This window comes from Halalkalibacter sp. HAAS-P014 (assembly GCF_056619965.1).
The window spans coordinates 40,934-61,990 of sequence record NZ_JBWQTV010000026.1 but is presented as its reverse complement, the minus strand read 5'-3'; the positions used below and the strand labels follow the sequence as shown (position 1 = coordinate 61,990).

Sequence of the window (21,057 nt, the reverse complement as noted above, 5' to 3'; positions counted from 1 at the left end):
CCTCTTAAGAGCAAGCTCTTAATTGGTTCGCTCGACTTGCATGTATTAGGCACGCCGCCAGCGTTCGTCCTGAGCCAGGATCAAACTCTCCATGAAAATGGTAAGCTGATTAGCTCAATCCGTATGTGTTCATACGGAAATGTGATTTTCAATGAAAATCACTTCATTGACGAGATATCATGTATCTCTATTTCGCTTGGCTTTTGTTCAGTTTTCAAAGAACTCTCATGTCGTCCTTAACGACTAATAATACTATAGCACAACTGTCTTAGTAGGTCAAGCTCACTAATAACTCGCTGCGACATGAAATAATATATCACGTAAAAAAAGTGATGTCAACAAAAAGTGAGCAACACACAAACTATTGTGTATTGCGTCGATTAAGTACGTATTTCATCGTCTCTTTTGGAGGGACAAAGCGTTTATATATTTTGAATACAATTTGATACTTTTCTTCCATTGCACGCTTTACTACATCATCAATTCGTGGATCAGATAAGTCTAAAAGTAACTCTTCCATCTCTCTTTTTAGCATATACTCTATTTCCTGTATTTCTTTCTCATTCAACATTACCCCTAACAACATAACCACCTCGACTATTGTAACTAACAACAAGATTTAAACTAACATCTAAAAAAATTTTTGCTTTAAATTTTACTAAAGCCTTTTTAATTGTTTTCAGTTTGTACCAATTTTATTCATATATTCTCTTCTTTTGCCATAGATTGGTCATAACAATGGACAAGGAGGGTAAGCAATGAATTTCTTTTGGATCTTTCACGCCAAACGTATCAAACAATTATCGCTGGTCATCATTGCAGCTTTTTTTACTGCTGGTTTTCTTTATGTAGAACGATCGCAAATAGCCGTATTTTCGAGCCCCGATGGACCACAAGCATTTTATAAGGCAGAGATCGATGATAAGCAAATCGCATTAACTTTTAATATTAGCTGGGGAGAAAATCGCATCGGGCCGATTTTAGACATTTTAGACCAAAAAGAAGTAGATCATGCAAATTTTTTTGTATCAGCTTCTTGGGCAGAACGCTATCCTGATGTCGTAGAAGACATAAAAGAAAGAGGACATAGTATCGGTAGTCATGGCTATCAATATAAAGATTATACAGATTGGGAAGAGGAAAAAGTTAGAAAGGATATAAATCAAAGTAGCCAGATTCTATCCGAACTGACTGGAGAGAAACCTTCACTATTACGGCCACCTAATGGAGCATTTAATAAACGTACGTTAGAAATAGCCGATACTCAAGGCTTCGATGTTATTCACTGGAGTGTCGACTCACGAGATTACCAAAATCCAGGGGTGGATACAATTGTGGATACTGTTACCTCAGAGACTGAATCAGGTGATGTTGTATTATTTCATGCATCTGACTCCGTCAAACAAACACATAAAGCATTACCTATCATCATCGATCGACTACGTGGAGATGGATTTTCGTTTACTACAGTTGAGGATTTAATGGCTAGTACTCAATCAGAAAATGAAGAAATAAATTAGAAATTCGATAGTGAATTGCGTAAACTCTTCTCCCTTGCTAGCAAAATAGCCCCGGCACTTTTTTTAAAAAAAGTGGACGTAACTGGTCTTCCATGACAGGAGAACCAACTACGTCCACTTTTCGTTTTGTTAGTCAGGCTTATTTGTAAGGCGATGCAAAATAAGTAATTGCCACGTATTAGCTGTAATTAAAGGTGTAAAGTATAGCCACAACCATTTAGGATCGTTTACCGTTAACGCCGGTACCCATTCAATTGTAGTGACTACAACCATAAAAAACAAAGCTGGGATAAACGCTCCTTTGTTAGTGTCCTTTGCTTTTATAAACGCAATAATAAGACCATAAACCAATAATAACAATGGCATAACCATATAATGAAGAATGGTTTCCCCAGGTTCTGCAAAGGCTACATATCGAAAGTACATTAAATCAAAAACAACAAATGCAATTATAATGATCTGGACATAATTCCAAAGCTTTTGTGATTTAAATAAACCTAGTCCAAATCGGTGAATCGTTAAATAAGCGAAAAAGCCCATTTGACTTACTAGGCTAAATGCTGCACATATCCCAAGTAACCAAAAAAGACCAAAAAGGAAATTTAAAAATGAGCCTTCAGTATATACATGATATTCCAATGCAAATCCAACAATCGCACCACTAATACTTCCAACTAAAAGAGTGGTGAAAAAAAGGTAAACCACTTTCCGACTGTTCACGAGCAAATCCCCCATTATTCAATTCTGCTTTCATGATTGTAACAATCTCCTCAAAAAATTGCTAGTCTTCTTACACTCTGATGAATAATTTATCGGTAAATATCTCAAATTAATGACAAAATGACCGAAAGGAGCCGCACAGCATGAAACAAATAACATATCTAATCGTTCTTATAACACTCCTAGCTAATTTTGCTGGTTGTGCAGCGGCTGATGGCGGGGGAAATGCTAGTCCTGATTATGAAAGTACAAAAAAGATGATGGTGGATATGTTACAGACGGAAGAGGGAAAACAAGCCATCCAAGAAGTTATGAGTGACGATGAGTTACGAAAAGAAATTGTCATGGACAACGCTTTTGTTAGAGAAACCATTCAACAAACTTTAACATCCGAAGCGGGAAGACAATTTTGGCAAGATGTGATGCAAGACCCTGAGTTTGCACAAACATTCGCAGAAAGTATGCAAACAGAAAATGAAAAGCTTCTGAAAGGACTTATGAAAGACCCAGAATACCAAAGCATGATGATTACTGTACTACAAGATCCTGAAATGGAAGACGCTTTACTTGATACATTAAAATCAAAAGAATACCGTCAACAAGTTATGACCATTATGTCAGAAGCATTCGAAAGTCCTTATTTCGTCGCACAAATAAATGAAATTCTCACTAGAGTCGCTGAACAGCAAATGGAAAAGCAAGATCCAACTAATGAAGGTGAAGATGGTGGGGGTGAACAAGAAGGCGAAGGTTAATCTCCAATTATACTTATCAAAGTAAAAAAAAGCCCAAATGGGCTTTTTTTACTTTGTCTTTTCAATAATTCTATTTGAGATATTTTCGTAAATTTGCCCGATAGGATGGTCCTCTCCATAAACAGAAGGAGCAAAGTTATCTTCATCAATTTCCGGCTGCCCTAAAGGTATTTGACCTAATAATTCTGTCTTTAGTTCCTCTGTTAGTCTTTCTCCCCCGCCAGTTCCAAACACATATTCTTTCTCACCTGTTACACGGCTTTCGAAGTAAGCCATGTTTTCGACGACACCAAGAATCTCGTGGTGAGTCTTAATCGCCATTGTTCCAGCACGTGCAGCAACAAACGCAGCAGTTGCGTGAGGCGTAGTAACAAGAATTTCCTTAGAATGCGGAAGCATTGTATGTAGATCCAAGGCCACATCTCCTGTCCCAGGAGGCAGATCCAGTACTAAATAGTCTAACTCTCCCCACTCGATGTCCGTAAAGAATTGGTTTAGCATCTTTCCAAGCATCGGTCCTCTCCAAATAACAGGTGCATTGTCTTCAACGAAGAATCCCATCGATATCACCTTTACTCCAAAACGCTCAACTGGGTAAATTCGATCCTCAACGACTTTTGGACGCTCCTCTATGCCCATCATATCTGGAACACTGAACCCGTAAATATCAGCATCAATAATTCCGACTTTTTTTCCTAAACGTGCCAGGGTAGTAGCCAGGTTAACTGAAACCGTCGACTTCCCAACTCCACCCTTTCCGCTTGTTACTGCGATAAATGTCGTCTTGCTATCTGGCGCAAGTAGCTTTGGACCTTCAAATGCTGGTTCACTAACGCCACCCAACTTTTGCAGCTCTCCTTCTGTCAGTTCTTCAAAACGAAGACCTACTGAAGCAGCTCCTTCGCCTTTAATAACATTAACGACTTCCTGCTGCACTTCCATTTGTTCAGCAGTACCTGTTTTTGCTAAAGCGATTTTAACACTAACATTGTCTTCTTTTATTTTAATTTCACGGACGCCACCCGTCTCTACAAGATTTTTATTTAAGTCTCGATCTTTTACTCGTTTTAATGCTTCGATGACTAGTTCTTCTGTTATCAATACGGACACCTTCCTTTTCCAATTATACCTCTAGTATATCATACGAGGCTGTTGGAAATGTGGTGGTTTCCTTTAATATTATTGTGGGTCTTTCTCATTTGTATAGTAGCGCAAGATTCCTTGATAAATCGATGCTGCAACTTTTTGTTGATACTCTTCTGTCTTTAACAATTCTGCTTCTGCAGGATTTGACAAGAATCCAGCCTCTATTAACACTCCAGGAATGGTCGCTTGTTTGATTAAATATACATTATGAATTGGTTTTGCTTGTCTATTTGTATTTTCCAAATTACGGGTTACTTCATCTTGTACCAATTTAGCTAAACGCTCATTTTCCGGTATAGCACGATTGTAAAATGTTTGTGCTCCACTCCACCTCGGTGAAGGAATTGCATTTAAATGCAGGCTAACAAACATATCAGCACCAGATTCATTAACGATTGTCACTCTTTGTCTTAAATCTTCATTTTTCCTTTGCCTGACTCGCTTTGTATCTGCATTTGCTAAGTCATGATCATCTTCACGTGTCATTAATACAAGCGCCCCCGCTTCTTGCAAATAATCGCGAAGCTGTTCACTGATTAATAACGTAATATCTTTTTCAAGTGTTCCTGTTTTTGACACAGCTCCTCCATCAATTCCACCATGCCCTGGATCAACAACGATTACTTTACCTGATAAAGGAAGATTCCAGTTCGACCATGAATCATTACTAACAAATTGAAATTGGATAATAAATAACAGACACACAACACCTAAAGCAAAGGCTCCCCCTTTTAACCATTTTACCAAATTCACTGCAACCCCTCCTCGTCCACTTCTATTAATGTATATTGGGACGAGGTGATAAATATGAAGTTAAATTAAAAAGGTTGTTCAAATTGAACAACCTTAGAAACAGATAATAAGTGCATACAATTAGTTCGTGTATAGAGAGTTAACATTAATGCAATCTTAAGCGATAACGTTTTTCACCTTCTCTAAAACCTTTTGTCCACCAATTCTCGACAAATGCTTCTGTAGAAACTTGAAGCGAATCAAGTAAATAGTCAGAGTCAATTAACCACCCTTGAAGCAAGTTGAACATACAATGTGATATCTCTGTCAATTCATCATCACACCTATGTTTAACTTCTTTTTCTGATTCTCCTAAGTACCCAAATTTGCTATATTCCCCCCCTACAAGGAAAGCATCTATTGCCATATCCATGCAAGGGTCGATTAAAAAAGGATGGGAGAGTAAATAAAATGGAACTACAGGTTTAAAATGTTGCTCAACATTTGCTTTGAGATCTTTCAAAGACAAGCTCTTTAAAAGCTTGCGTTCAAATTTCCATTGCTTCTCTCTGCGTATATCTGACAGCACAGTTACACTCATTACTTTCCTCTCCTTTCATACGTTTTCTTTTCCTTTAGTATGACTTCCATCAAATCTAAGCATGCAGTGGAAAAGCTTCCGAAATTGTCCAAGTAAACTTAAGCGTAAGCTTGATTTAATAACTTGAATAATATCAACACTCGGGAACACACTAAAAACGGCAACACTAGTAGATATTTCAAATTACAATGTATACCTAATTTCTAAATGAGGTTTCTATCCAGGAGGAAAAAATTATCTAGAATCAAACGCAAACGAATTACTAAAGAGATTATAGACGTCAAAAATGAAGAGCTGTCCACAAACATTGACGATAATCTACATAACATTAAACAGTATCCAAGTAGCGACCATTTTCTATGATCCAGCCTACTTACTAGTAAGGCAAATTAGAGTTACCGATTTCCTAGATCGAATGGATATTATCATAGCAGCACTTTGGATTCCTACTATTTTTGTCAAAATAGTCTTTACTCTTTTTGTAATTTGCAAGGGGATAGAAAAATTGTCTACAAATATCTCTGGAAAATTACTAGTTCCTCCAGTTGGAGTTTTTAGTTTTGTGTGCAGTATATGGTTTTTCGAGTACTCTACTCAACTCATTCACTTCGACAGAGTTAAGCCCTTATTCATTCTGATTACGGCTTTTATCATTCCACTGTTTCTTTATTTCTATTTAGATAAAGCTAAGCAAGCTACACCAACTACTAAAAGTGTATAAACACGTCACTTATCCTATCTACTACTATCTAGTAGATAGGATTTTTCATTCAAAACAAACACAAAAAAAGACCCCCAAGTATATAGCCTTGAGAGCCTTCCAAACGCAAGTATATTAACGTTTTGAGAACTGAGGTGCACGACGTGCTGCTTTAAGACCGTATTTCTTACGCTCTTTCGCACGTGCATCACGAGTTAAGAAGCCTGCAGATTTAAGAGCAGGACGGTTATCAGGGTCTACTTGAAGTAGAGCACGAGCAACACCATGACGGATAGCACCCGCTTGTCCTGTGTAACCACCACCATCTACATTAACGTTTACGTCATATTGACCTTCTACGCCAATCTCAACAAGTGGTTGTTTAACAATAAGCTTTAAAGTTTCAAGATTAAAGTATTCATCTAATTCGCGACCGTTAATAACGATACGGCCGTCACCTGGTAATAGGCGTACGCGAGCAACAGAGTGCTTACGGCGACCTGTACCATAATATTGTACTTGTGCCAAAATAATACCCTCCTATCGATTAACCACGAAGTGTGTAAGCTTCTGGTTTTTGTGCTTGATGTTTGTGTTCGTTACCTGCATATACATGAAGTTTCATACCTTGTGCGCGTCCAAGAGTGTTCTTTGGAAGCATACCTTTGATTGCAAGCTCAAGCATGCGCTCTGGCTTGTTAGCACGCATATCAGCAGCTCTAGTTGCTTTAAGACCACCTGGGTGCATTGTGTGACGGTAGTAAATCTTATCATTTAATTTATTACCTGTTAATTGAATTTTCTCAGCGTTAATGATGATAACATGATCACCAGTGTCAACGTGAGGAGTAAAAGTTGGCTTGTGCTTACCACGTAAGATTGAAGCAACTTCTGAAGATAAACGACCAAGCGTTTGGCCTTCAGCGTCTACTACATACCACTTACGCTCAACTTCATTTGGCTTTGCCATATATGTTGTACGCATGAATTTCCCTCCTAAAAAACGATCACTTTCGTATTTTCAATCATTCAAATCTAAAAAAATTTAAAACCAATGTCTAATGTAACATTCCGAACCCGGGGCTAGTGGGTTTTGGAATTACCGTCTATCATCATATAATATTCAAACCGTAATGTCAACAAAATGTTACACGAGGCCTCGTTGTCATATCATGTTTTTTTAAAATAAATTGTTTCCCTCTAATACAACTCGCTAAAAATGGATGAGTCATAGGATACTCTCCATAAGTATAACCCTTTTCCTGGTGCTGTTTTCCCAGCAACTGTCCGGTCTTTTGCCTCTAAAATTGTCGCAAGTTCACCTATTTCTCGTTTCCCAGCTCCAATTTCAAGCAATGTTCCTACAATAATACGAACCATATTATATAAGAAGCCATTTCCTACTAATTTAAATACCAGTTCATCCCTATCAAGCTCTATCGAGACATCATATATCGTTCGAACTTTATCGACCACACTCGTATTGGCAGCACAAAAGGAAGAAAAATCATACGTTCCTATTAAAGAGCGCGACGCTTCTTGCATCAATACAATATTAACAGGAGTCGCTACATGATGGGTCAAGTTACGCCTAAATACATCACCTTTTGCATTTAATAAAACACGATAGTGGTATTCCTTTTGAACGGCATGATAACGAGAATGAAAGTCTTCAGTCACATAGTTAGCTTCATTAATACGAATATCATCAGGAAGACACGCATTTAATGCTTTGGGCCACCGATCTACTGGAATCGTCAATGTCGAGTCAAAGTGCACGACTTGTCCTCTAGCATGGACTCCCGCATCTGTACGCCCGGATGAATGAATTCGAATATGCGTGCCCTTATGAATCCTAGAAAGAGCCTTCTCGATTTCTTCTTGAACGGTTCGGCCATTTGGTTGAACTTGGTATCCAGAGAATTGCGTACCATCATAGCTAACCCATAAAGCAACTCGTTTCATCTTCAACATCCTTTCATAGGAAACGTAACACGACAATTACAGCACCAAATAGAAAACTGACAAATAAAGCAAGAAAATCTTTCACGCCCCAAATAAGCTGTCTATATTTTGACCTTCCTTCACCACCACGATACCCTCGTGACTCCATTGCAAGGGCAAGGTCTTCGGCTCGATTAAAGGCACTAATAAACAACGGTATAAGTAGTGGCAATAACGCTTTAATCCTTTGTCTCCATGGCCCTGTTGTGAAATCAACTCCGCGTGCCATTTGAGCTTTCATGATCTTTTCAGTTTCTTGCATAAAGGTCGGTATAAATCTAAGCGCGATTGACATCATTAATGCTAGTTCATGCGCAGGAAGTCCCACCTTTTTTAACGGGGTAAACAAACTCTCTAAACCATCTGTTAAATCAATAGGTCTAGTTGTTAGAGTTATGAGCGATGTTAGTAAAATAATCGTAATCAAACGAATTGCGATCATTACCCCTTGCCGAAGTGCTTCCTCATAAAGAGTGAAAAAACCAAACTGAAAGAGAATATCCCCTTCTCGTGTTAAAAATAAGTGCAAGATAAATGTAAATAAAACCAACCATAAAATCGGTTTAATCCCTCTATATATGAACGATAAAGGAATTCTCGATAAAACGACCATTGCTATCGTAAACAAGACAATAAAAGCATTTGCTAACCAATTATCGGCAAGAAATATAACAATAACTAATAGAAATACACCTACTAGTTTTGAACGTGGATCTAAACGATGTAATAACGAAGAAGTAGATACATATTGTCCAATGATGACATTTTGTAACATCGATCTACTCCCCTTTTTGCTTAATAAGATTTCCTAAGAAACGGGATGTGCCAGTCAGATCAAATTCCATAGGTACCTCGTTAAGACCAAACTTTGCTTTAACGTTCTCTAAGAAGCGCACGGAGTTAGGCAAATCTAGGCCTATTTCTTTCAGACGTGAAGCCCTCTCAAAAATCAGCTCTCTACCACCTATCATCTCAACACTTCCTTCATGCAGAACGATGATTTGATCAGCGTATTTCGCCGCATCTTCCATATGGTGAGTCACGAGTACAGTAGTTGTCCCATTATCCTTGTGGTAGTTATAAAACAAATTCATCATTTGTTCACGACCCTCAGGATCAAGACTCGCAGCAGGTTCATCTAAAACTAAAACAGAAGGTCGAACAGCAAGTACACCAGCTATGGCAACTCGTCGCATTTGGCCTCCACTTAATTGAAAAGGAGAAGAAGACAAGACCTCTTCGTTTAATCCAACAAGTGGCAATAATTCTTTTGCTCTTTTCACCGCTTTTTCTTTTGGAAGCCCGAAATTAATTGGGCCAAAACAAATGTCTTTTTCAACCGTTTCTTCAAAAAGCTGATGTTCAGGATACTGAAAAACTAACCCAACCTGCTGACGCAAGGCCTTTAAATTTGTTTTCTTTTCTCCAGCTTTAATTTCATACTTCCCAACCTTAACTGAACCTGTTGTTGGACGGAGTAAGCCATTTATATGCTGGATAAATGTTGATTTCCCCGAGCCTGTATGACCAATAACTGCAGTGAAAGAACCCGATGGAATCGTTACGGAGAAGTCATTTAACGCAACCTTCTCAAACGGACTGCCTAGCATATAACAATGACTCACTTTTCTAAATACAATGTCCATAATTCATTGATCAGCTCCTCTTCTGTTAGGCACGTTTTCGATAATGAAACCCCTATCTCCTCAAGCTGTTGCTGTAAGGCAATCGAAAAAGGCAAAGACAAACCCACATCACGTAACGTCTCTACTTGAGAAAAGATATAGGATGGTGGCCCTTCTAAAGCGAGGGTTCCATTTTGAAAAATAAGAAGCCGATCTGCTAAAACAGACTCATCCATATCATGCGTTATAGAAATAATCGTTACGCCACGTTTATGCAGCATTTGAATGGTATCAAGCACTTCTTTTCTTCCAACAGGATCTAACATTGATGTTGCTTCATCAAAGACAATTACCTTTGGTTCCATTGCCATGATTCCAGCAATGGCAACTCTTTGTTTTTGGCCACCAGATAAGCGATGTGGTTCTGCTTCTAACAGATGAGTAACTCCTATTAATGATGCGTACTTCGTAATTCTTTCTTCCATTACCTCACGATCAAGTCCTAAGTTCTCTAAACCAAAAGCAAGGTCGTCTCGAACGGTTGTTGCGACGAATTGATGATCTGGATTTTGAAAAACCATTCCTACCATTTTTCGAATTGGCCATACATCTTCCTCATTATGAGTAGAAAAGCCATCAATGACAACCGTACCCTTTTCTGGTAACAGTAATCCGTTTAATAAACGACCAAAAGTAGATTTTCCAGAACCATTTCGACCTAACACAGCAATCCATTCATTAGAATTAATTGAGAGAGTGATGTCCTCTAATGCAGGAACTTTCGTATTTTCATATTGAAAAGTCACGTGTTGCAATGCGATTAAAGCTGACAAAGACTCACCCCCATAAATAGAAAAGTATAGAAGCATCAAGAGTTGAAAGAAAAAATAGGCAAACAAAAAAGGGCCCAGAGTCAGAGCATACGTGCTCAGATCTGATTTGCCCTTTGTCGCCTCATCTATTCACTCATGTATCAATTCAATTATACAAGTTCAATAATAGCCATAGGTGCACCGTCACCACGACGAGGACCTACTTTAAGGATACGTGTATAACCACCTTGACGCTCTTCATAACGAGTTGCAATATCAGAGAAAAGTTTTTGGATAGCGTCTTCGCCAGTTTCTTCGTTTGCTACTTCTCTACGGATGAATGAAGCAGCTTGACGACGTGCATGTAAGTCACCACGCTTACCAAGTGTAATCATTTTCTCAACGATTGAACGAAGCTCCTTAGCTTTCGCTTCAGTTGTTTCGATACGCTCGTTAATGATAAGATCTGTTGCTAAATCACGGAATAGAGCCTTACGACCAGCGCTATCACGACCTAATTTTGCGTATGCCATGTTCGTTTCCCTCCTTTGTTACCTGCTCGTATATCGAGCAACAATATTAACCGTAAAAGAAAAGTAAGGGGTAGAACTATTCTTCATTACGAAGACCAAGTCCTAATTCACCAAGCTTCTCTTGTACTTCTTCTAATGACTTACGACCAAGGTTCCGAACTTTCATCATGTCTTCTTCAGACTTATGAGTTAATTCTTGAACAGTATTAATACCCGCACGCTTTAAGCAGTTGTAAGAACGAACTGATAGATCAAGTTCTTCAATCGTCATCTCAAGAACTTTTTCTTTCTGATCTTCTTCCTTTTCAACCATAATTTCAGCATTTTGAGCTTGATCTGTCATTCCAACAAAAATATTTAAATGCTCAGTTAAGATTTTAGCACCTAAAGAAACAGCTTCTTCAGGACGGATGCTTCCGTCAGTCCAGACATCAAGAGTTAGTTTGTCATAGTTGGTTACTTGACCGACGCGTGTATTCTCAACTTGATAATTTACACGAGATACAGGTGTGTAAATCGAATCAATAGGAAGAACTCCGATTGGTTGATCGTCATTCTTATTGCCCTCTGCTAGGACATAGCCACGACCACGTTTAGCAATAAGACGCATACGAAGATGTGCACCTTTTGCAAGTGTTGCAATGTGAAGATCTGGATTTAAAACTTCAACATCACTGTCATGTGTTAAATCATTAGCCGTAACAACACCTTCACCTTGGAAATCGATCTCAAGGGTCTTCTCTTCATCTGAATAGACTTTAAGAGCAAGCTTTTTTAAGTTCAAAATGATTGTTGTTACATCTTCTACAACACCTTCGATAGTAGAGAACTCATGTAACACAGAATCTATTTGAACTGATGTTACAGCAGCGCCTGGTAAAGAGGAGAGAAGAATACGACGTAAGGAGTTTCCTAATGTGGTACCATACCCACGTTCAAGTGGTTCTACCACAAATTTCCCATACTTAGCGTCTTCACTTACTTCAACCGTTTCAATATTTGGCTTCTCAATTTCTATCATTTAACAAACCCTCCTTCAAAACGTCGAACTCCGGTAGACTGCAAGGATTGCCTAACCGGATAACCAGCAGGCAATACCTAAGCTTTACACCAATTTTGCCAACAGGACTGTTATCGCTCTATCCAGTATTGACAAGGTCAGGAAAATCTATACAAAGATTATTTTCCGTTATACTCTACGACGTTTTGGCGGACGACAACCGTTGTGAGGAACTGGAGTAACATCTTTAATCATGTTAACTTCAAGGCCTACTGCTTGTAACGAACGGATTGCCGCTTCACGACCAGCTCCAGGTCCCTTAACAGAAACCTCGATAGTCTTCATACCGTGCTCCATAGCAGTCTTCCCAGCTGTTTCAGCAGCCATTTGAGCAGCAAAAGGAGTTGACTTACGAGAGCCTTTGAATCCTAATCCGCCAGCACTAGCCCAAGAAATTGTATTACCATGCGTATCTGTAATTGTCACGATCGTGTTGTTGAAAGTTGAACGAATGTGAGCAATTCCAGCCTCAACATTTTTACGTTGACGACGCTTTGGACGAGTATTCGTTTTCTTAGCCATCTTTTATGCGACCTCCTTTACTATTTTTTCTTGTTTGCTACTGTACGACGAGGACCTTTACGCGTACGAGCATTGTTTTTAGAATTTTGTCCACGAACAGGTAGACCACGACGGTGGCGAATACCACGATATGAACCAATTTCAATTAGACGTTTAATATTTAGTGAAACTTCACGACGAAGGTCACCTTCTACTCTATAACCTTCAACTGCTTCACGAATGCGTCCTAATTCCTCTTCAGTTAGATCACGAACGCGAGTATTTTCAGATACTCCAGCCTTCGCTAGAATTTCAGACGACTTAGCTTTACCGATACCATAGACATACGTAAGTGAAATCACAACTCGTTTGTCACGTGGAATATCGACGCCTGCAACACGTGCCATGTACAGCACCTCCTTGTTAATTAACCTTGTTTTTGCTTGTGTTTAGGGTTTTCACAAATTACCATTACCGTTCCCTTACGGCGAATTACTTTACACTTTTCACAAATAGGCTTGACTGATGGTCTTACCTTCATTATTTTTACCTCCTATATGGTACGGAGTGCACCGATTAGAGTCCTAATCAGATTAAAGCAGGACAATCCGAAATTATCTTGCTAGTCGCTCTCGCAACGTATTATTTGTATCGATATGTGATGCGACCACGTGTTAAGTCATAAGGCGATAACTCGACTGTCACCTTATCACCAGGGAGAATTCGAATGAAATGCATACGAATCTTTCCAGAAACGTGGGCAAGAATCTTATGACCATTTTCTAGTTCAACACGAAACATTGCATTTGGGAGTGGTTCAATAACTGTACCTTCTACCTCAATAACATCTTCCTTAGCCATGGGTTCACTCTCCTTCCTTCAGTAAATCAGAGTGTTGCTCCAAAAAATTCGTTAACGCGTAACGTAACTTTCCGTTAGTAACACGTCCTGTTTCTATAAAGCTGTTGCGAACTTCATCAGCAATGTAATCAATTAAATCTAAGTGACTAATGTTCTTTCTCTTCATCCGGTCAACTTTACGTTTATCACCATCAGCGATTTTTACAAATCGATCGTCGATTAACTCGACTATAATTCCTAACTGACCTTGGTCACGGCCTTTAGTAACTACAACGACTTGACCAATCTCCGGGGTAGAACCAGAGTCTTGCATAGACATCATCACCTACATTTAAGCTTTTGTTAAGATTTCATAACCTGAATCCGTAATAGCAATTGTATGCTCAAAGTGTGCACAATTCTTCCCGTCAACAGTTACAACAGTCCAGTTGTCGGAAAGAGTCCGTACATAACGTGTACCAGCATTAATCATCGGTTCAATTGCCAAAACCATTCCTGGTTTTAGTCTTGGGCCCTTTCCAGGTGGACCATAGTGAGGAATTTGTGGGTCCTCATGCAAGTCTTGCCCAACACCGTGCCCAACATACTCCCGAACAATTGAATAGCCAAATGGCTCTGCATATGTTTGGATTGCATGAGATATATCAGATAAACGATTGCCAGGTTTAGCAAACTCTAACCCTTTGAAAAGAGAAGCTTCTGTAACATCAAGTAATTCTTGATCTTTCTCACTAATCTTTCCGACCGCATACGTCCAAGCTGAATCCCCATGATAACCATTATAATAAGCTCCGATGTCTAAGCTAATGACATCCCCTTCTTTAAGCACTCGCTTCCCAGGAATCCCGTGTACTAATTCCTCATTTACCGAAGCACAGATGCTACCTGTAAACCCATTATAGCCTTTGAATGAAGGAGTTGCGTCATGTGAACGAATCACCTTTTCTGCAATCTCATCCAATTCTGCAGTTGATATACCGGGTTGAATATGTTCTTTAATCGCTTGATGCGTTAATGCAACAATCTTCCCAGCTTCTCTCATAATTTCAATTTCTCGTTCTGTCTTACAAATGATCATGTACGAAGTCCTTTCAATAACTGATCGATATCTTCGAACACTTTATTTATATCCTGATCACCGTTCACTTCACGTAAGTAGCCTTTCTCAGTGTAGAAATCAATGAGTGGCTTCGCTTGTTTTTGGTTAACCTCAAGACGTTTTTTAACCGTTTCTGGCTTATCATCATCGCGTTGGATTAACTCTTTTCCGTCGACATCACAAACCCCTTCCACTTTAGGTGGGTTAAAGATTACATGATATGTTCTTCCAGAAGTAGGAGAAACACGGCGTCCAGTTAAACGATCCATTAATAGCTTTTCAGGAACATCAACATTAAGCACATAGTCAATTTTGCGTCCCAATGAATTAAGTAAATCTTCTAGTGCTTCTGCTTGAGCAACTGTTCGTGGGAAACCATCTAACAAGAAGCCTTTTTCACAATCGTCTTCTGCTAAACGCTCGCGTACGATTCCAATAGTCACTTCATCAGGGACTAACTCCCCAGCATCCATAAAAGACTTTGCTTTTAAACCAAGTTCAGTTTCGCCTTTAATTGCCGCACGAAACATATCGCCTGTTGAAATATGAGGAATCTCATACTTCTCAACAATTTTCTCAGCTTGTGTACCTTTACCAGCACCGGGTAACCCCATTAAAATTAGATTCATTCCAATCTCCCTCCATCGCTCCGATTTAACAACAGAAGGCGAACGGGAAGTACTACTTCCCAGATCCCCTTGCTACTTAATAAACCCTTTATAAGAACGTTTAATTAGCTGACTTTCAATTTGCTTCATCGTGTCTAATGCTACACCAACAACGATTAATAATCCAGTACCACCTATTTGAACAGCAGGAGGTAATCCCATCCAGGCTGTAAAGAAAACAGGTATTATGGAAACAGTAGCTAGGAAGAGTGCACCAACAAACGTTAATCGATATAAAATGCGTGTTAAGTATGTCTGTGTTGTCTTACCGGGACGAATGCCTGGAATGTACCCACCTTGCTTTTTAAGGTTGTCGGCCATTTTTTCAGGATTAACTTGAATGAACGTATAAAAATACGTAAATCCAATAATTAAAAGTGCATAAACAACCATTCCGATAGGCTGAGTATAATCAAATACTCTTGTCACCCAAGCTGCAATCTCATTATCTGTTCCAAAGAAACCAGCAACGGTAGGTGGAAAGATGAAAAGAGAAAGTGCAAAGATGACCGGAATAACACCAGCAGCATTAACTTTTAATGGCAGGTGCGTGGATTGGCCACCAACAGGACTGCGTCCTACTAAACGCTTAGCATATTGTACAGGAACTTTTCTTAATGCTTGTTGAACGAAGATAACTACTACAATAATGGCTAATACAGCAAGTGCAATAAGAAGGACTGTAACAATACTTAAGAATAGCTGTTCACCAGCACCTTCAATTTGAGTAGCGTAAAGCTGATTGATTCCACCAGGGATCCCTGCAGCAATACCTGCAAAGATTATAATAGAAATACCATTTCCAACACCCTTAGCAGTTATTTGCTCACCAAGCCACATTAAGAAAGCTGTACCTGCAGTCAATACTAGAGCAATAAACAAATATGTTGGAATACTAGGATTTGGAATTAACCCCGGAAACAAAGAGTTAAAACCAATAGACATTCCTAACGCTTGAATAAAACCTAACACAATAGTTCCGTAACGGGTAAACTGAGCTAATTTCCGTCGACCAGCTTCCCCTTCTTTTGCCCATTCTGCAAACTTCGGTACTACATCCATTTGCAATAACTGCACCACGATAGAAGCAGTGATGTATGGCATAATACCCATTGCGAAGATCGAAAAGTTCCCTAAAGCTCCACCACCAAACGTATTTAAAAATCCAAATGCATTTGCTTGATCATAGAAATTTAGTACATCCTTGTTCGAACCTGGAACAGGAATAAAACTTCCGATACGAAACACAATGAGCATAAGGAGGGTGAATACAACCTTTTTGCGTAAATCACCCACTCGAATAATGTTGGAGATAGTCCGGAACATTAAATCACCTCAGTTTTTCCGCCAGCAGCTTCGATTGCTTCTACTGCAGACACTGAAAACTTATGTGCTTTAACAGTTAAGTTTTTATCAAGTTTGCCATTACCTAGGATCTTAATTCCATACTTTACGTTTTTCACAGTACCTGATTCGATAAGAAGTTCTGGAGTAACCTCTGTTCCCGCATCAAAGCGGTTAAGTGTTTCAAGGTTCACTACTGTAAACTCCTTACGAGTTGGATTTGTGAAACCACGTTTAGGTAAACGACGGTATAATGGGTTTTGACCACCCTCGAATCCTGGACGTACTCCACCACCAGAACGAGCGTTTTGCCCTTTATGTCCTTTTCCAGCTGTCTTTCCGTTACCAGATCCGATACCACGTCCTACACGGTTACGTACTTTACGTGATCCTTCTGCAGGTTTCAACTCATGAAGTTTCATGTCGACACCTCCTCGTATTTAAAATTAATCTATTACGCTTCGATTTCTTTAACAGTTACAAGGTGAGAGACCTTGTTTACCATACCGCGGATCGCAGCGTTATCTTGTTGAACAACCGATTGGTGCATTTTACGTAGACCAAGTGTGTTAACAGTAACGCGTTGGTCCTCCGGGCGTCCGATAAGACTACGAGTGAGGGTAATTTCTAATTTCTTAGCCATTTACTTTCCCTCCTTAACCTAACAGTTCTTCCACGGATTTGCCGCGAAGTTTAGCAACCTCTTCAGCACGTTTTAAACCCTTTAATCCTTCCATAGTTGCACGAACCATGTTGATTGGGTTATTTGAACCAAGAGATTTTGATAGAATATCGTTGATACCAGCAAGTTCTAATACCGCACGAACTGGTCCACCAGCGATAACCCCAGTACCTTCAGAAGCATTCTTTAATAGAACGCGACCAGCACCAAAGTGTCCAACAATCTCATGTGGAATTGTTGTGCCAACAACAGGTACTTCAATAAGATTTTTCTTTGCATCTTCTACAGCCTTACGAATAGCTTCAGGTACTTCTTGAGCTTTACCCATACCGAATCCAACGTGGCCATTTTTATCGCCAACAACAACTAATGCAGCAAAGCGGAAACGACGTCCACCTTTAACTACTTTTGCTACACGATTGACAGCTACTACTTTTTCTTCAAGTTCCAACGTATTAGGGTCAATACGACGCATTCGTTTTCCCTCCTTTGTTTCTTAGAATTGTAAACCAGCCTCGCGGGCTGCTTCAGCAAGTGTTGCTACACGTCCGTGATACAAATAACCACCACGGTCAAATACAACTACTTTGTGTCCATTTTCGATCGCACGCTTTGCTACGAGTTCACCTACAAGCTTTGCCGCATCTGTTTTCGTTGCATCATTAGCAACTTCTGAGTCTAGCGTAGAAGCAGAAGCAAGTGTTACACCATTTACATCATCAATTAATTGAGCGTAAATATGTTTAGATGAACGGAAAACGTTAAGACGAGGACGTTCAGGAGTTCCTGTAATCGCACGACGAACATGTGCATGTCGCTTCTTACGAGCTACGTTTTTATTACGCTTCGTAATCATTGAACGTCATTCCTTTCCGTGAGTTAGTGATTATTTACCAGTTTTACCTTCTTTACGACGAATATATTCGCCTTCATAACGGATACCTTTTCCTTTATAAGGTTCAGGTAAACGAACCGAACGAATGTTAGATGCAATCGCACCTACTCGCTCTTTATCAATTCCTTTAACAGTTACTTTTGTGTTAGAAGGAACATCGATCTCAATTCCTTGCTCAGGAACGATTTCAACAGGATGAGAGTAACCAACGTTTAGAACTAACTTCTGACCTGACTTAGTAGCACGGTAACCGACACCGACAAGCTCAAGTGTACGTTCAAAACCTTTTGTTACACCTTCAACCATATTGTTAATTAGACTACGAGTTGTACCGTGAAGTGCACGGTGTTCCTTGTTATCAGAAGGACGCTCAACTGTAACTAAATTCTCTTCGATACTTATTTTCATATCTTCGTGAAGATTACGCTTGAGTTCGCCTTTTGGACCTTTCACAGTCAATAGCGTACCATCAAGTGTAATTGTTACTCCACTTGGAACTTCTACTGGTTTTTTACCAATACGAGACATTCTTGTACACCTCCGTTCAATTCAAGGATCTTACCAAACGTAAGCTAATACTTCGCCACCAACTTGTTGTTGACGCGCATCCTTGTCTGTCATTACACCTTTAGATGTTGAAACTAATGCGATACCAAGACCACCTAATACGCGAGGTAGTTCACCAGCTTTCGCGTAAACGCGAAGACCAGGTTTACTAATACGCTTAAGTCCAGTAATTACACGCTCATTTGTAGCACCATATTTTAAGAAGATGCGGATTACACCTTGCTTGTTATCTTCAATATATTCGTAATCACGGATGAAACCTTCACGTTTAAGGATATCAGCGATTTCTTTTTTCACCTTTGAAGCAGGTAACTCAAGCTTCTCATGGTGTACCGTGTTAGCATTACGAATACGAGTAAGCATATCTGCAATTGGATCTGTCATGACCATAATATTTACCTCCTTCCCGTTCTTGGGATTACCAACTAGCTTTTTTCACACCAGGAATTTGCCCTTTGTGAGCAAGTTCTCTGAAGCAAATTCTGCAAAGTTTAAACTTACGTAATACTGAATGAGGACGACCGCAACGTTCACAGCGTGTATATTCTTGTACTTTATACTTTTGTGTGCGTTGTTGCTTTGCAATCATTGATTTCTTCGCCAACGTTTTCCCTCCTCTTCGAAACGACTTCGATTATTTTTGAAATGGCATTCCCATTTGAGTTAAAAGTTCACGAGCTTCTTCATCCGTGTTAGCAGTTGTTACGATAACAACGTCCATCCCACGAACTTTGTCGACTTTATCATAATCAATTTCAGGGAAAATTAATTGTTCTTTTACACCAAGTGTGTAGTTTCCGCGACCGTCAAATGCTTTCTTCGAAACACCACGGAAGTCACGTACACGTGGTAGTGATACCGAGATTAGTTTATCAAGAAACTCATACATACGCTCACCACGAAGTGTTACTTTCGCACCAATCGGCATACCTTCACGTAATTTAAATCCTGCGATTGATTTTTTTGCTTTCGTTACTAAAGGTTTTTGACCTGTAATTTCAGCTAATTCTTCAACAGCTTTATCAAGTGCTTTCGCATTCGATACAGCATCACCAACACCCATGTTCACAACGATCTTTTCAAGTTTTGGAACGCCCATTACTGATGAATAGTTAAACTTCTCAACAAGAGAAGGAACGATTTCAGTTGAATACTTTTCTTTTAAACGACTCATACGGTTGACCTCCTTTCACACTCTGACTACTTATCTAAAGCTTCGCCAGACTTCTTAGCAATACGTACCTTTTTACCGTTATCTACCTTATATCCTACACGAGTAGGTTCACCAGACTTAGGGTCGATCGGCATAACGTTTGAAGAGTGAATTGGTGCTTCTTGGTTCAAGATTCCACCTTGTGGATTATCTTGAGAAGGTTTAGCATGCTTTTTCACAATGTTTACACCTTCAACAAGTACGCGACTCTTCTTTGGAAATGCCTCAAGGATTACTCCTTGTTTCCCTTTGTCTTTACCAGAGATGATCTTTACAGTATCACCTTTTTTGACATGCATATTTGCCATGTTCGCACCTCCTTGACAGGGCCTTTCAATAATCTTCTATTAAAGAACTTCAGGAGCAAGAGAAACAATCTTCATGAACTGATTTTCACGAAGTTCACGTGCAACTGGTCCGAAAATACGAGTACCACGAGGACTCTTATCATCACGAATAATTACTGCAGCATTCTCGTCAAATTTGATATATGAACCATCTTTACGACGAGCACCGCTCTTACTACGTACAATAACAGCTCTTACAACGTCACCTTTCTTGACAACGCCACCTGGTGTTGCTTGTTTTACCGAACAAACAATAACATCACCAATATTAGCTGTTTTACGACCAGAACCACCTAGTACTTTAATACAAAGTACTTCACGAGCACCAGAGTTATCAGCAACTTTTAAACGGGATTCTTGTTGAATCATACAAACTTACCTCCCTTCAAACCATTCTTCTATTAGATAATAATCGCTTCTTCTACGATTTCTACTAAGCGGAAACGTTTGTCTTTAGAAAGCGGACGAGTTTCCATAATTTCTACGATATCGCCAGTTTTAGCGCTATTGTTCTCATCATGAGCTTTCAATTTCTTAGAGTACTTAACGCGCTTTCCGTATAGACGATCTTTCTTATAAGTTTCAACAAGAACAGTGATTGTTTTGTCCATTTTGTCAGAAACAACACGTCCTCTGTAAACTTTACGTTGGTTGCGTTCCATTTGAGCAAAC

The 21,057-nt window shown here is 39.4% G+C and carries 35 protein-coding genes and 1 rRNA gene; 3 read left to right on the top strand and 33 right to left on the bottom strand.

Features of this window, described 5'->3' with window-relative positions; genetic code table 11:
• Together AC1FXZ_RS20150 and AC1FXZ_RS20145 are read right to left on the bottom strand one after the other, a co-directional pair.
• A 16S ribosomal RNA gene (locus AC1FXZ_RS20150) occupies nucleotides 1-96 on the bottom strand; the annotation flags it as partial.
• Between the two features lie 265 nt (nucleotides 97-361).
• Complete coding sequence (locus tag AC1FXZ_RS20145) at nucleotides 362-583, bottom strand: hypothetical protein (protein ID WP_480056994.1); 222 nt, start codon at nucleotides 581-583, stop codon at nucleotides 362-364.
• A gap of 175 nt (nucleotides 584-758) precedes the next feature.
• Here AC1FXZ_RS20145 and pdaB point away from each other — a divergent pair, with 175 nt between their 5' ends.
• The gene (pdaB, locus tag AC1FXZ_RS20140; RefSeq protein ID WP_480056992.1) at nucleotides 759-1,520 is read left to right on the top strand and encodes a polysaccharide deacetylase family sporulation protein PdaB; all 762 of its coding nucleotides are present in this window, start codon (nucleotides 759-761) and stop codon (nucleotides 1,518-1,520) included.
• Nucleotides 1,521-1,649: 129 nt separating this feature from the next.
• On the opposite strand, the gene AC1FXZ_RS20135 is transcribed toward pdaB, so the two are convergent.
• Nucleotides 1,650-2,240: a KinB-signaling pathway activation protein gene (locus AC1FXZ_RS20135; protein ID WP_480056990.1), complete on the bottom strand. Its 591-nt coding sequence runs from the start codon at nucleotides 2,238-2,240 to the stop codon at nucleotides 1,650-1,652.
• Nucleotides 2,241-2,383: 143 nt separating this feature from the next.
• Here AC1FXZ_RS20135 and gerD point away from each other — a divergent pair, with 143 nt between their 5' ends.
• A complete protein-coding gene (gerD, locus tag AC1FXZ_RS20130) occupies nucleotides 2,384-2,995 on the top strand; it encodes a spore germination lipoprotein GerD (RefSeq protein WP_480056988.1) in 612 nt (203 codons plus the stop codon).
• Nucleotides 2,996-3,043: 48 nt separating this feature from the next.
• Here the strand turns inward: gerD and AC1FXZ_RS20125 are convergent, their stop codons facing one another.
• The 3 genes from AC1FXZ_RS20125 to AC1FXZ_RS20115 all read right to left on the bottom strand — a co-directional run bounded on the left by AC1FXZ_RS20125 (nucleotide 3,044) and on the right by AC1FXZ_RS20115 (nucleotide 5,474).
• The gene (locus AC1FXZ_RS20125; RefSeq protein ID WP_480056986.1) at nucleotides 3,044-4,096 is read right to left on the bottom strand and encodes an Mrp/NBP35 family ATP-binding protein; all 1,053 of its coding nucleotides are present in this window, start codon (nucleotides 4,094-4,096) and stop codon (nucleotides 3,044-3,046) included.
• A 78-nt stretch (nucleotides 4,097-4,174) separates the two neighbouring features.
• The gene (gene cwlD / locus AC1FXZ_RS20120) at nucleotides 4,175-4,888 is read right to left on the bottom strand and encodes an N-acetylmuramoyl-L-alanine amidase CwlD (RefSeq protein WP_480057000.1); all 714 of its coding nucleotides are present in this window, start codon (nucleotides 4,886-4,888) and stop codon (nucleotides 4,175-4,177) included.
• Between the two features lie 151 nt (nucleotides 4,889-5,039).
• On the bottom strand, nucleotides 5,040-5,474 hold the full coding sequence (locus tag AC1FXZ_RS20115; protein WP_480056984.1) for a DUF2521 family protein: 435 nt from the start codon (nucleotides 5,472-5,474) through the stop codon (nucleotides 5,040-5,042).
• A 286-nt stretch (nucleotides 5,475-5,760) separates the two neighbouring features.
• Here AC1FXZ_RS20115 and AC1FXZ_RS20110 point away from each other — a divergent pair, with 286 nt between their 5' ends.
• Nucleotides 5,761-6,195 carry a GerAB/ArcD/ProY family transporter gene (locus AC1FXZ_RS20110; RefSeq protein ID WP_480056982.1) on the top strand — a complete coding sequence of 145 codons (435 nt, stop codon included), beginning with the start codon at nucleotides 5,761-5,763 and terminating at the stop codon, nucleotides 6,193-6,195.
• 114 nt (nucleotides 6,196-6,309) lie between these two features.
• On the opposite strand, the gene rpsI is transcribed toward AC1FXZ_RS20110, so the two are convergent.
• From rpsI to rpsQ, 27 genes are all read right to left on the bottom strand, one after another.
• The gene (gene rpsI, locus AC1FXZ_RS20105; protein ID WP_480056980.1) at nucleotides 6,310-6,702 is read right to left on the bottom strand and encodes a 30S ribosomal protein S9; all 393 of its coding nucleotides are present in this window, start codon (nucleotides 6,700-6,702) and stop codon (nucleotides 6,310-6,312) included.
• 19 nt (nucleotides 6,703-6,721) lie between these two features.
• Entirely contained in the window at nucleotides 6,722-7,159 is a 438-nt protein-coding gene (gene rplM, locus AC1FXZ_RS20100; protein WP_480056978.1) for a 50S ribosomal protein L13, read from the bottom strand.
• Between the two features lie 215 nt (nucleotides 7,160-7,374).
• Entirely contained in the window at nucleotides 7,375-8,139 is a 765-nt protein-coding gene (gene truA / locus AC1FXZ_RS20095; protein WP_480056976.1) for a tRNA pseudouridine(38-40) synthase TruA, read from the bottom strand.
• Nucleotides 8,140-8,152: 13 nt separating this feature from the next.
• Nucleotides 8,153-8,953, bottom strand: coding sequence for an energy-coupling factor transporter transmembrane component T family protein (locus tag AC1FXZ_RS20090; RefSeq protein WP_480056974.1), 801 nt, complete (start codon nucleotides 8,951-8,953; stop codon nucleotides 8,153-8,155).
• Nucleotides 8,954-8,957: 4 nt separating this feature from the next.
• On the bottom strand, nucleotides 8,958-9,824 hold the full coding sequence (locus tag AC1FXZ_RS20085; protein WP_480056972.1) for an energy-coupling factor ABC transporter ATP-binding protein: 867 nt from the start codon (nucleotides 9,822-9,824) through the stop codon (nucleotides 8,958-8,960).
• Nucleotides 9,800-10,672, bottom strand: a complete 873-nt coding sequence (locus AC1FXZ_RS20080) for an energy-coupling factor transporter ATPase (protein ID WP_480056998.1) — start codon at nucleotides 10,670-10,672, stop codon at nucleotides 9,800-9,802. The genes AC1FXZ_RS20085 and AC1FXZ_RS20080 overlap by 25 nt, the downstream gene beginning before the upstream one ends.
• Nucleotides 10,673-10,785: 113 nt before the next feature.
• Nucleotides 10,786-11,148, bottom strand: a complete 363-nt coding sequence (gene rplQ, locus AC1FXZ_RS20075) for a 50S ribosomal protein L17 (protein WP_480056970.1) — start codon at nucleotides 11,146-11,148, stop codon at nucleotides 10,786-10,788.
• A 76-nt stretch (nucleotides 11,149-11,224) separates the two neighbouring features.
• The gene (locus tag AC1FXZ_RS20070; RefSeq protein WP_480056968.1) at nucleotides 11,225-12,169 is read right to left on the bottom strand and encodes a DNA-directed RNA polymerase subunit alpha; all 945 of its coding nucleotides are present in this window, start codon (nucleotides 12,167-12,169) and stop codon (nucleotides 11,225-11,227) included.
• Nucleotides 12,170-12,337: 168 nt separating this feature from the next.
• Nucleotides 12,338-12,730 (bottom strand): 30S ribosomal protein S11, encoded by a 393-nt coding sequence (gene rpsK / locus AC1FXZ_RS20065; RefSeq protein ID WP_480056966.1) that lies wholly within the window; start codon nucleotides 12,728-12,730, stop codon nucleotides 12,338-12,340.
• Between the two features lie 20 nt (nucleotides 12,731-12,750).
• On the bottom strand, nucleotides 12,751-13,116 hold the full coding sequence (gene rpsM, locus AC1FXZ_RS20060; RefSeq protein ID WP_480056964.1) for a 30S ribosomal protein S13: 366 nt from the start codon (nucleotides 13,114-13,116) through the stop codon (nucleotides 12,751-12,753).
• A gap of 20 nt (nucleotides 13,117-13,136) precedes the next feature.
• Entirely contained in the window at nucleotides 13,137-13,250 is a 114-nt protein-coding gene (gene rpmJ, locus AC1FXZ_RS20055; RefSeq protein WP_003322638.1) for a 50S ribosomal protein L36, read from the bottom strand.
• Nucleotides 13,251-13,351: 101 nt separating this feature from the next.
• Entirely contained in the window at nucleotides 13,352-13,570 is a 219-nt protein-coding gene (gene infA / locus AC1FXZ_RS20050; protein ID WP_010896341.1) for a translation initiation factor IF-1, read from the bottom strand.
• 4 nt (nucleotides 13,571-13,574) lie between these two features.
• Entirely contained in the window at nucleotides 13,575-13,883 is a 309-nt protein-coding gene (locus AC1FXZ_RS20045) for a KOW motif-containing protein (protein WP_480056958.1), read from the bottom strand.
• Between the two features lie 18 nt (nucleotides 13,884-13,901).
• Complete coding sequence (gene map, locus AC1FXZ_RS20040) at nucleotides 13,902-14,648, bottom strand: type I methionyl aminopeptidase (protein WP_480056956.1); 747 nt, start codon at nucleotides 14,646-14,648, stop codon at nucleotides 13,902-13,904.
• Nucleotides 14,645-15,298: an adenylate kinase gene (locus AC1FXZ_RS20035; protein ID WP_480056954.1), complete on the bottom strand. Its 654-nt coding sequence runs from the start codon at nucleotides 15,296-15,298 to the stop codon at nucleotides 14,645-14,647. Before AC1FXZ_RS20035 ends, map begins: the two co-directional genes overlap by 4 nt.
• A 72-nt stretch (nucleotides 15,299-15,370) precedes the next feature.
• Nucleotides 15,371-16,663 (bottom strand): preprotein translocase subunit SecY, encoded by a 1,293-nt coding sequence (secY, locus tag AC1FXZ_RS20030; protein ID WP_480056952.1) that lies wholly within the window; start codon nucleotides 16,661-16,663, stop codon nucleotides 15,371-15,373.
• Nucleotides 16,663-17,103: a 50S ribosomal protein L15 gene (rplO, locus tag AC1FXZ_RS20025; RefSeq protein ID WP_480056950.1), complete on the bottom strand. Its 441-nt coding sequence runs from the start codon at nucleotides 17,101-17,103 to the stop codon at nucleotides 16,663-16,665. Before rplO ends, secY begins: the two co-directional genes overlap by 1 nt.
• 32 nt (nucleotides 17,104-17,135) lie before the next feature.
• Nucleotides 17,136-17,324, bottom strand: a complete 189-nt coding sequence (gene rpmD, locus AC1FXZ_RS20020; RefSeq protein WP_480056948.1) for a 50S ribosomal protein L30 — start codon at nucleotides 17,322-17,324, stop codon at nucleotides 17,136-17,138.
• Between the two features lie 13 nt (nucleotides 17,325-17,337).
• Complete coding sequence (rpsE, locus tag AC1FXZ_RS20015; RefSeq protein ID WP_480056946.1) at nucleotides 17,338-17,838, bottom strand: 30S ribosomal protein S5; 501 nt, start codon at nucleotides 17,836-17,838, stop codon at nucleotides 17,338-17,340.
• A 21-nt stretch (nucleotides 17,839-17,859) separates the two neighbouring features.
• Nucleotides 17,860-18,219 (bottom strand): 50S ribosomal protein L18, encoded by a 360-nt coding sequence (gene rplR, locus AC1FXZ_RS20010; RefSeq protein WP_480056944.1) that lies wholly within the window; start codon nucleotides 18,217-18,219, stop codon nucleotides 17,860-17,862.
• 30 nt (nucleotides 18,220-18,249) lie between these two features.
• Nucleotides 18,250-18,786: a 50S ribosomal protein L6 gene (gene rplF, locus AC1FXZ_RS20005; RefSeq protein ID WP_480056942.1), complete on the bottom strand. Its 537-nt coding sequence runs from the start codon at nucleotides 18,784-18,786 to the stop codon at nucleotides 18,250-18,252.
• A gap of 30 nt (nucleotides 18,787-18,816) precedes the next feature.
• On the bottom strand, nucleotides 18,817-19,215 hold the full coding sequence (gene rpsH, locus AC1FXZ_RS20000; protein ID WP_480056940.1) for a 30S ribosomal protein S8: 399 nt from the start codon (nucleotides 19,213-19,215) through the stop codon (nucleotides 18,817-18,819).
• Between the two features lie 28 nt (nucleotides 19,216-19,243).
• Nucleotides 19,244-19,429 (bottom strand): type Z 30S ribosomal protein S14, encoded by a 186-nt coding sequence (locus AC1FXZ_RS19995; RefSeq protein WP_480056938.1) that lies wholly within the window; start codon nucleotides 19,427-19,429, stop codon nucleotides 19,244-19,246.
• A gap of 30 nt (nucleotides 19,430-19,459) precedes the next feature.
• Entirely contained in the window at nucleotides 19,460-19,999 is a 540-nt protein-coding gene (rplE, locus tag AC1FXZ_RS19990; RefSeq protein WP_480056936.1) for a 50S ribosomal protein L5, read from the bottom strand.
• Between the two features lie 26 nt (nucleotides 20,000-20,025).
• Nucleotides 20,026-20,337 (bottom strand): 50S ribosomal protein L24, encoded by a 312-nt coding sequence (gene rplX / locus AC1FXZ_RS19985; protein ID WP_480056996.1) that lies wholly within the window; start codon nucleotides 20,335-20,337, stop codon nucleotides 20,026-20,028.
• A gap of 48 nt (nucleotides 20,338-20,385) precedes the next feature.
• On the bottom strand, nucleotides 20,386-20,754 hold the full coding sequence (gene rplN / locus AC1FXZ_RS19980; RefSeq protein ID WP_480056934.1) for a 50S ribosomal protein L14: 369 nt from the start codon (nucleotides 20,752-20,754) through the stop codon (nucleotides 20,386-20,388).
• 32 nt (nucleotides 20,755-20,786) lie between these two features.
• Complete coding sequence (gene rpsQ / locus AC1FXZ_RS19975) at nucleotides 20,787-21,047, bottom strand: 30S ribosomal protein S17 (RefSeq protein WP_480056932.1); 261 nt, start codon at nucleotides 21,045-21,047, stop codon at nucleotides 20,787-20,789.
• Between the last annotated feature and the right edge of the window lie 10 nt (nucleotides 21,048-21,057).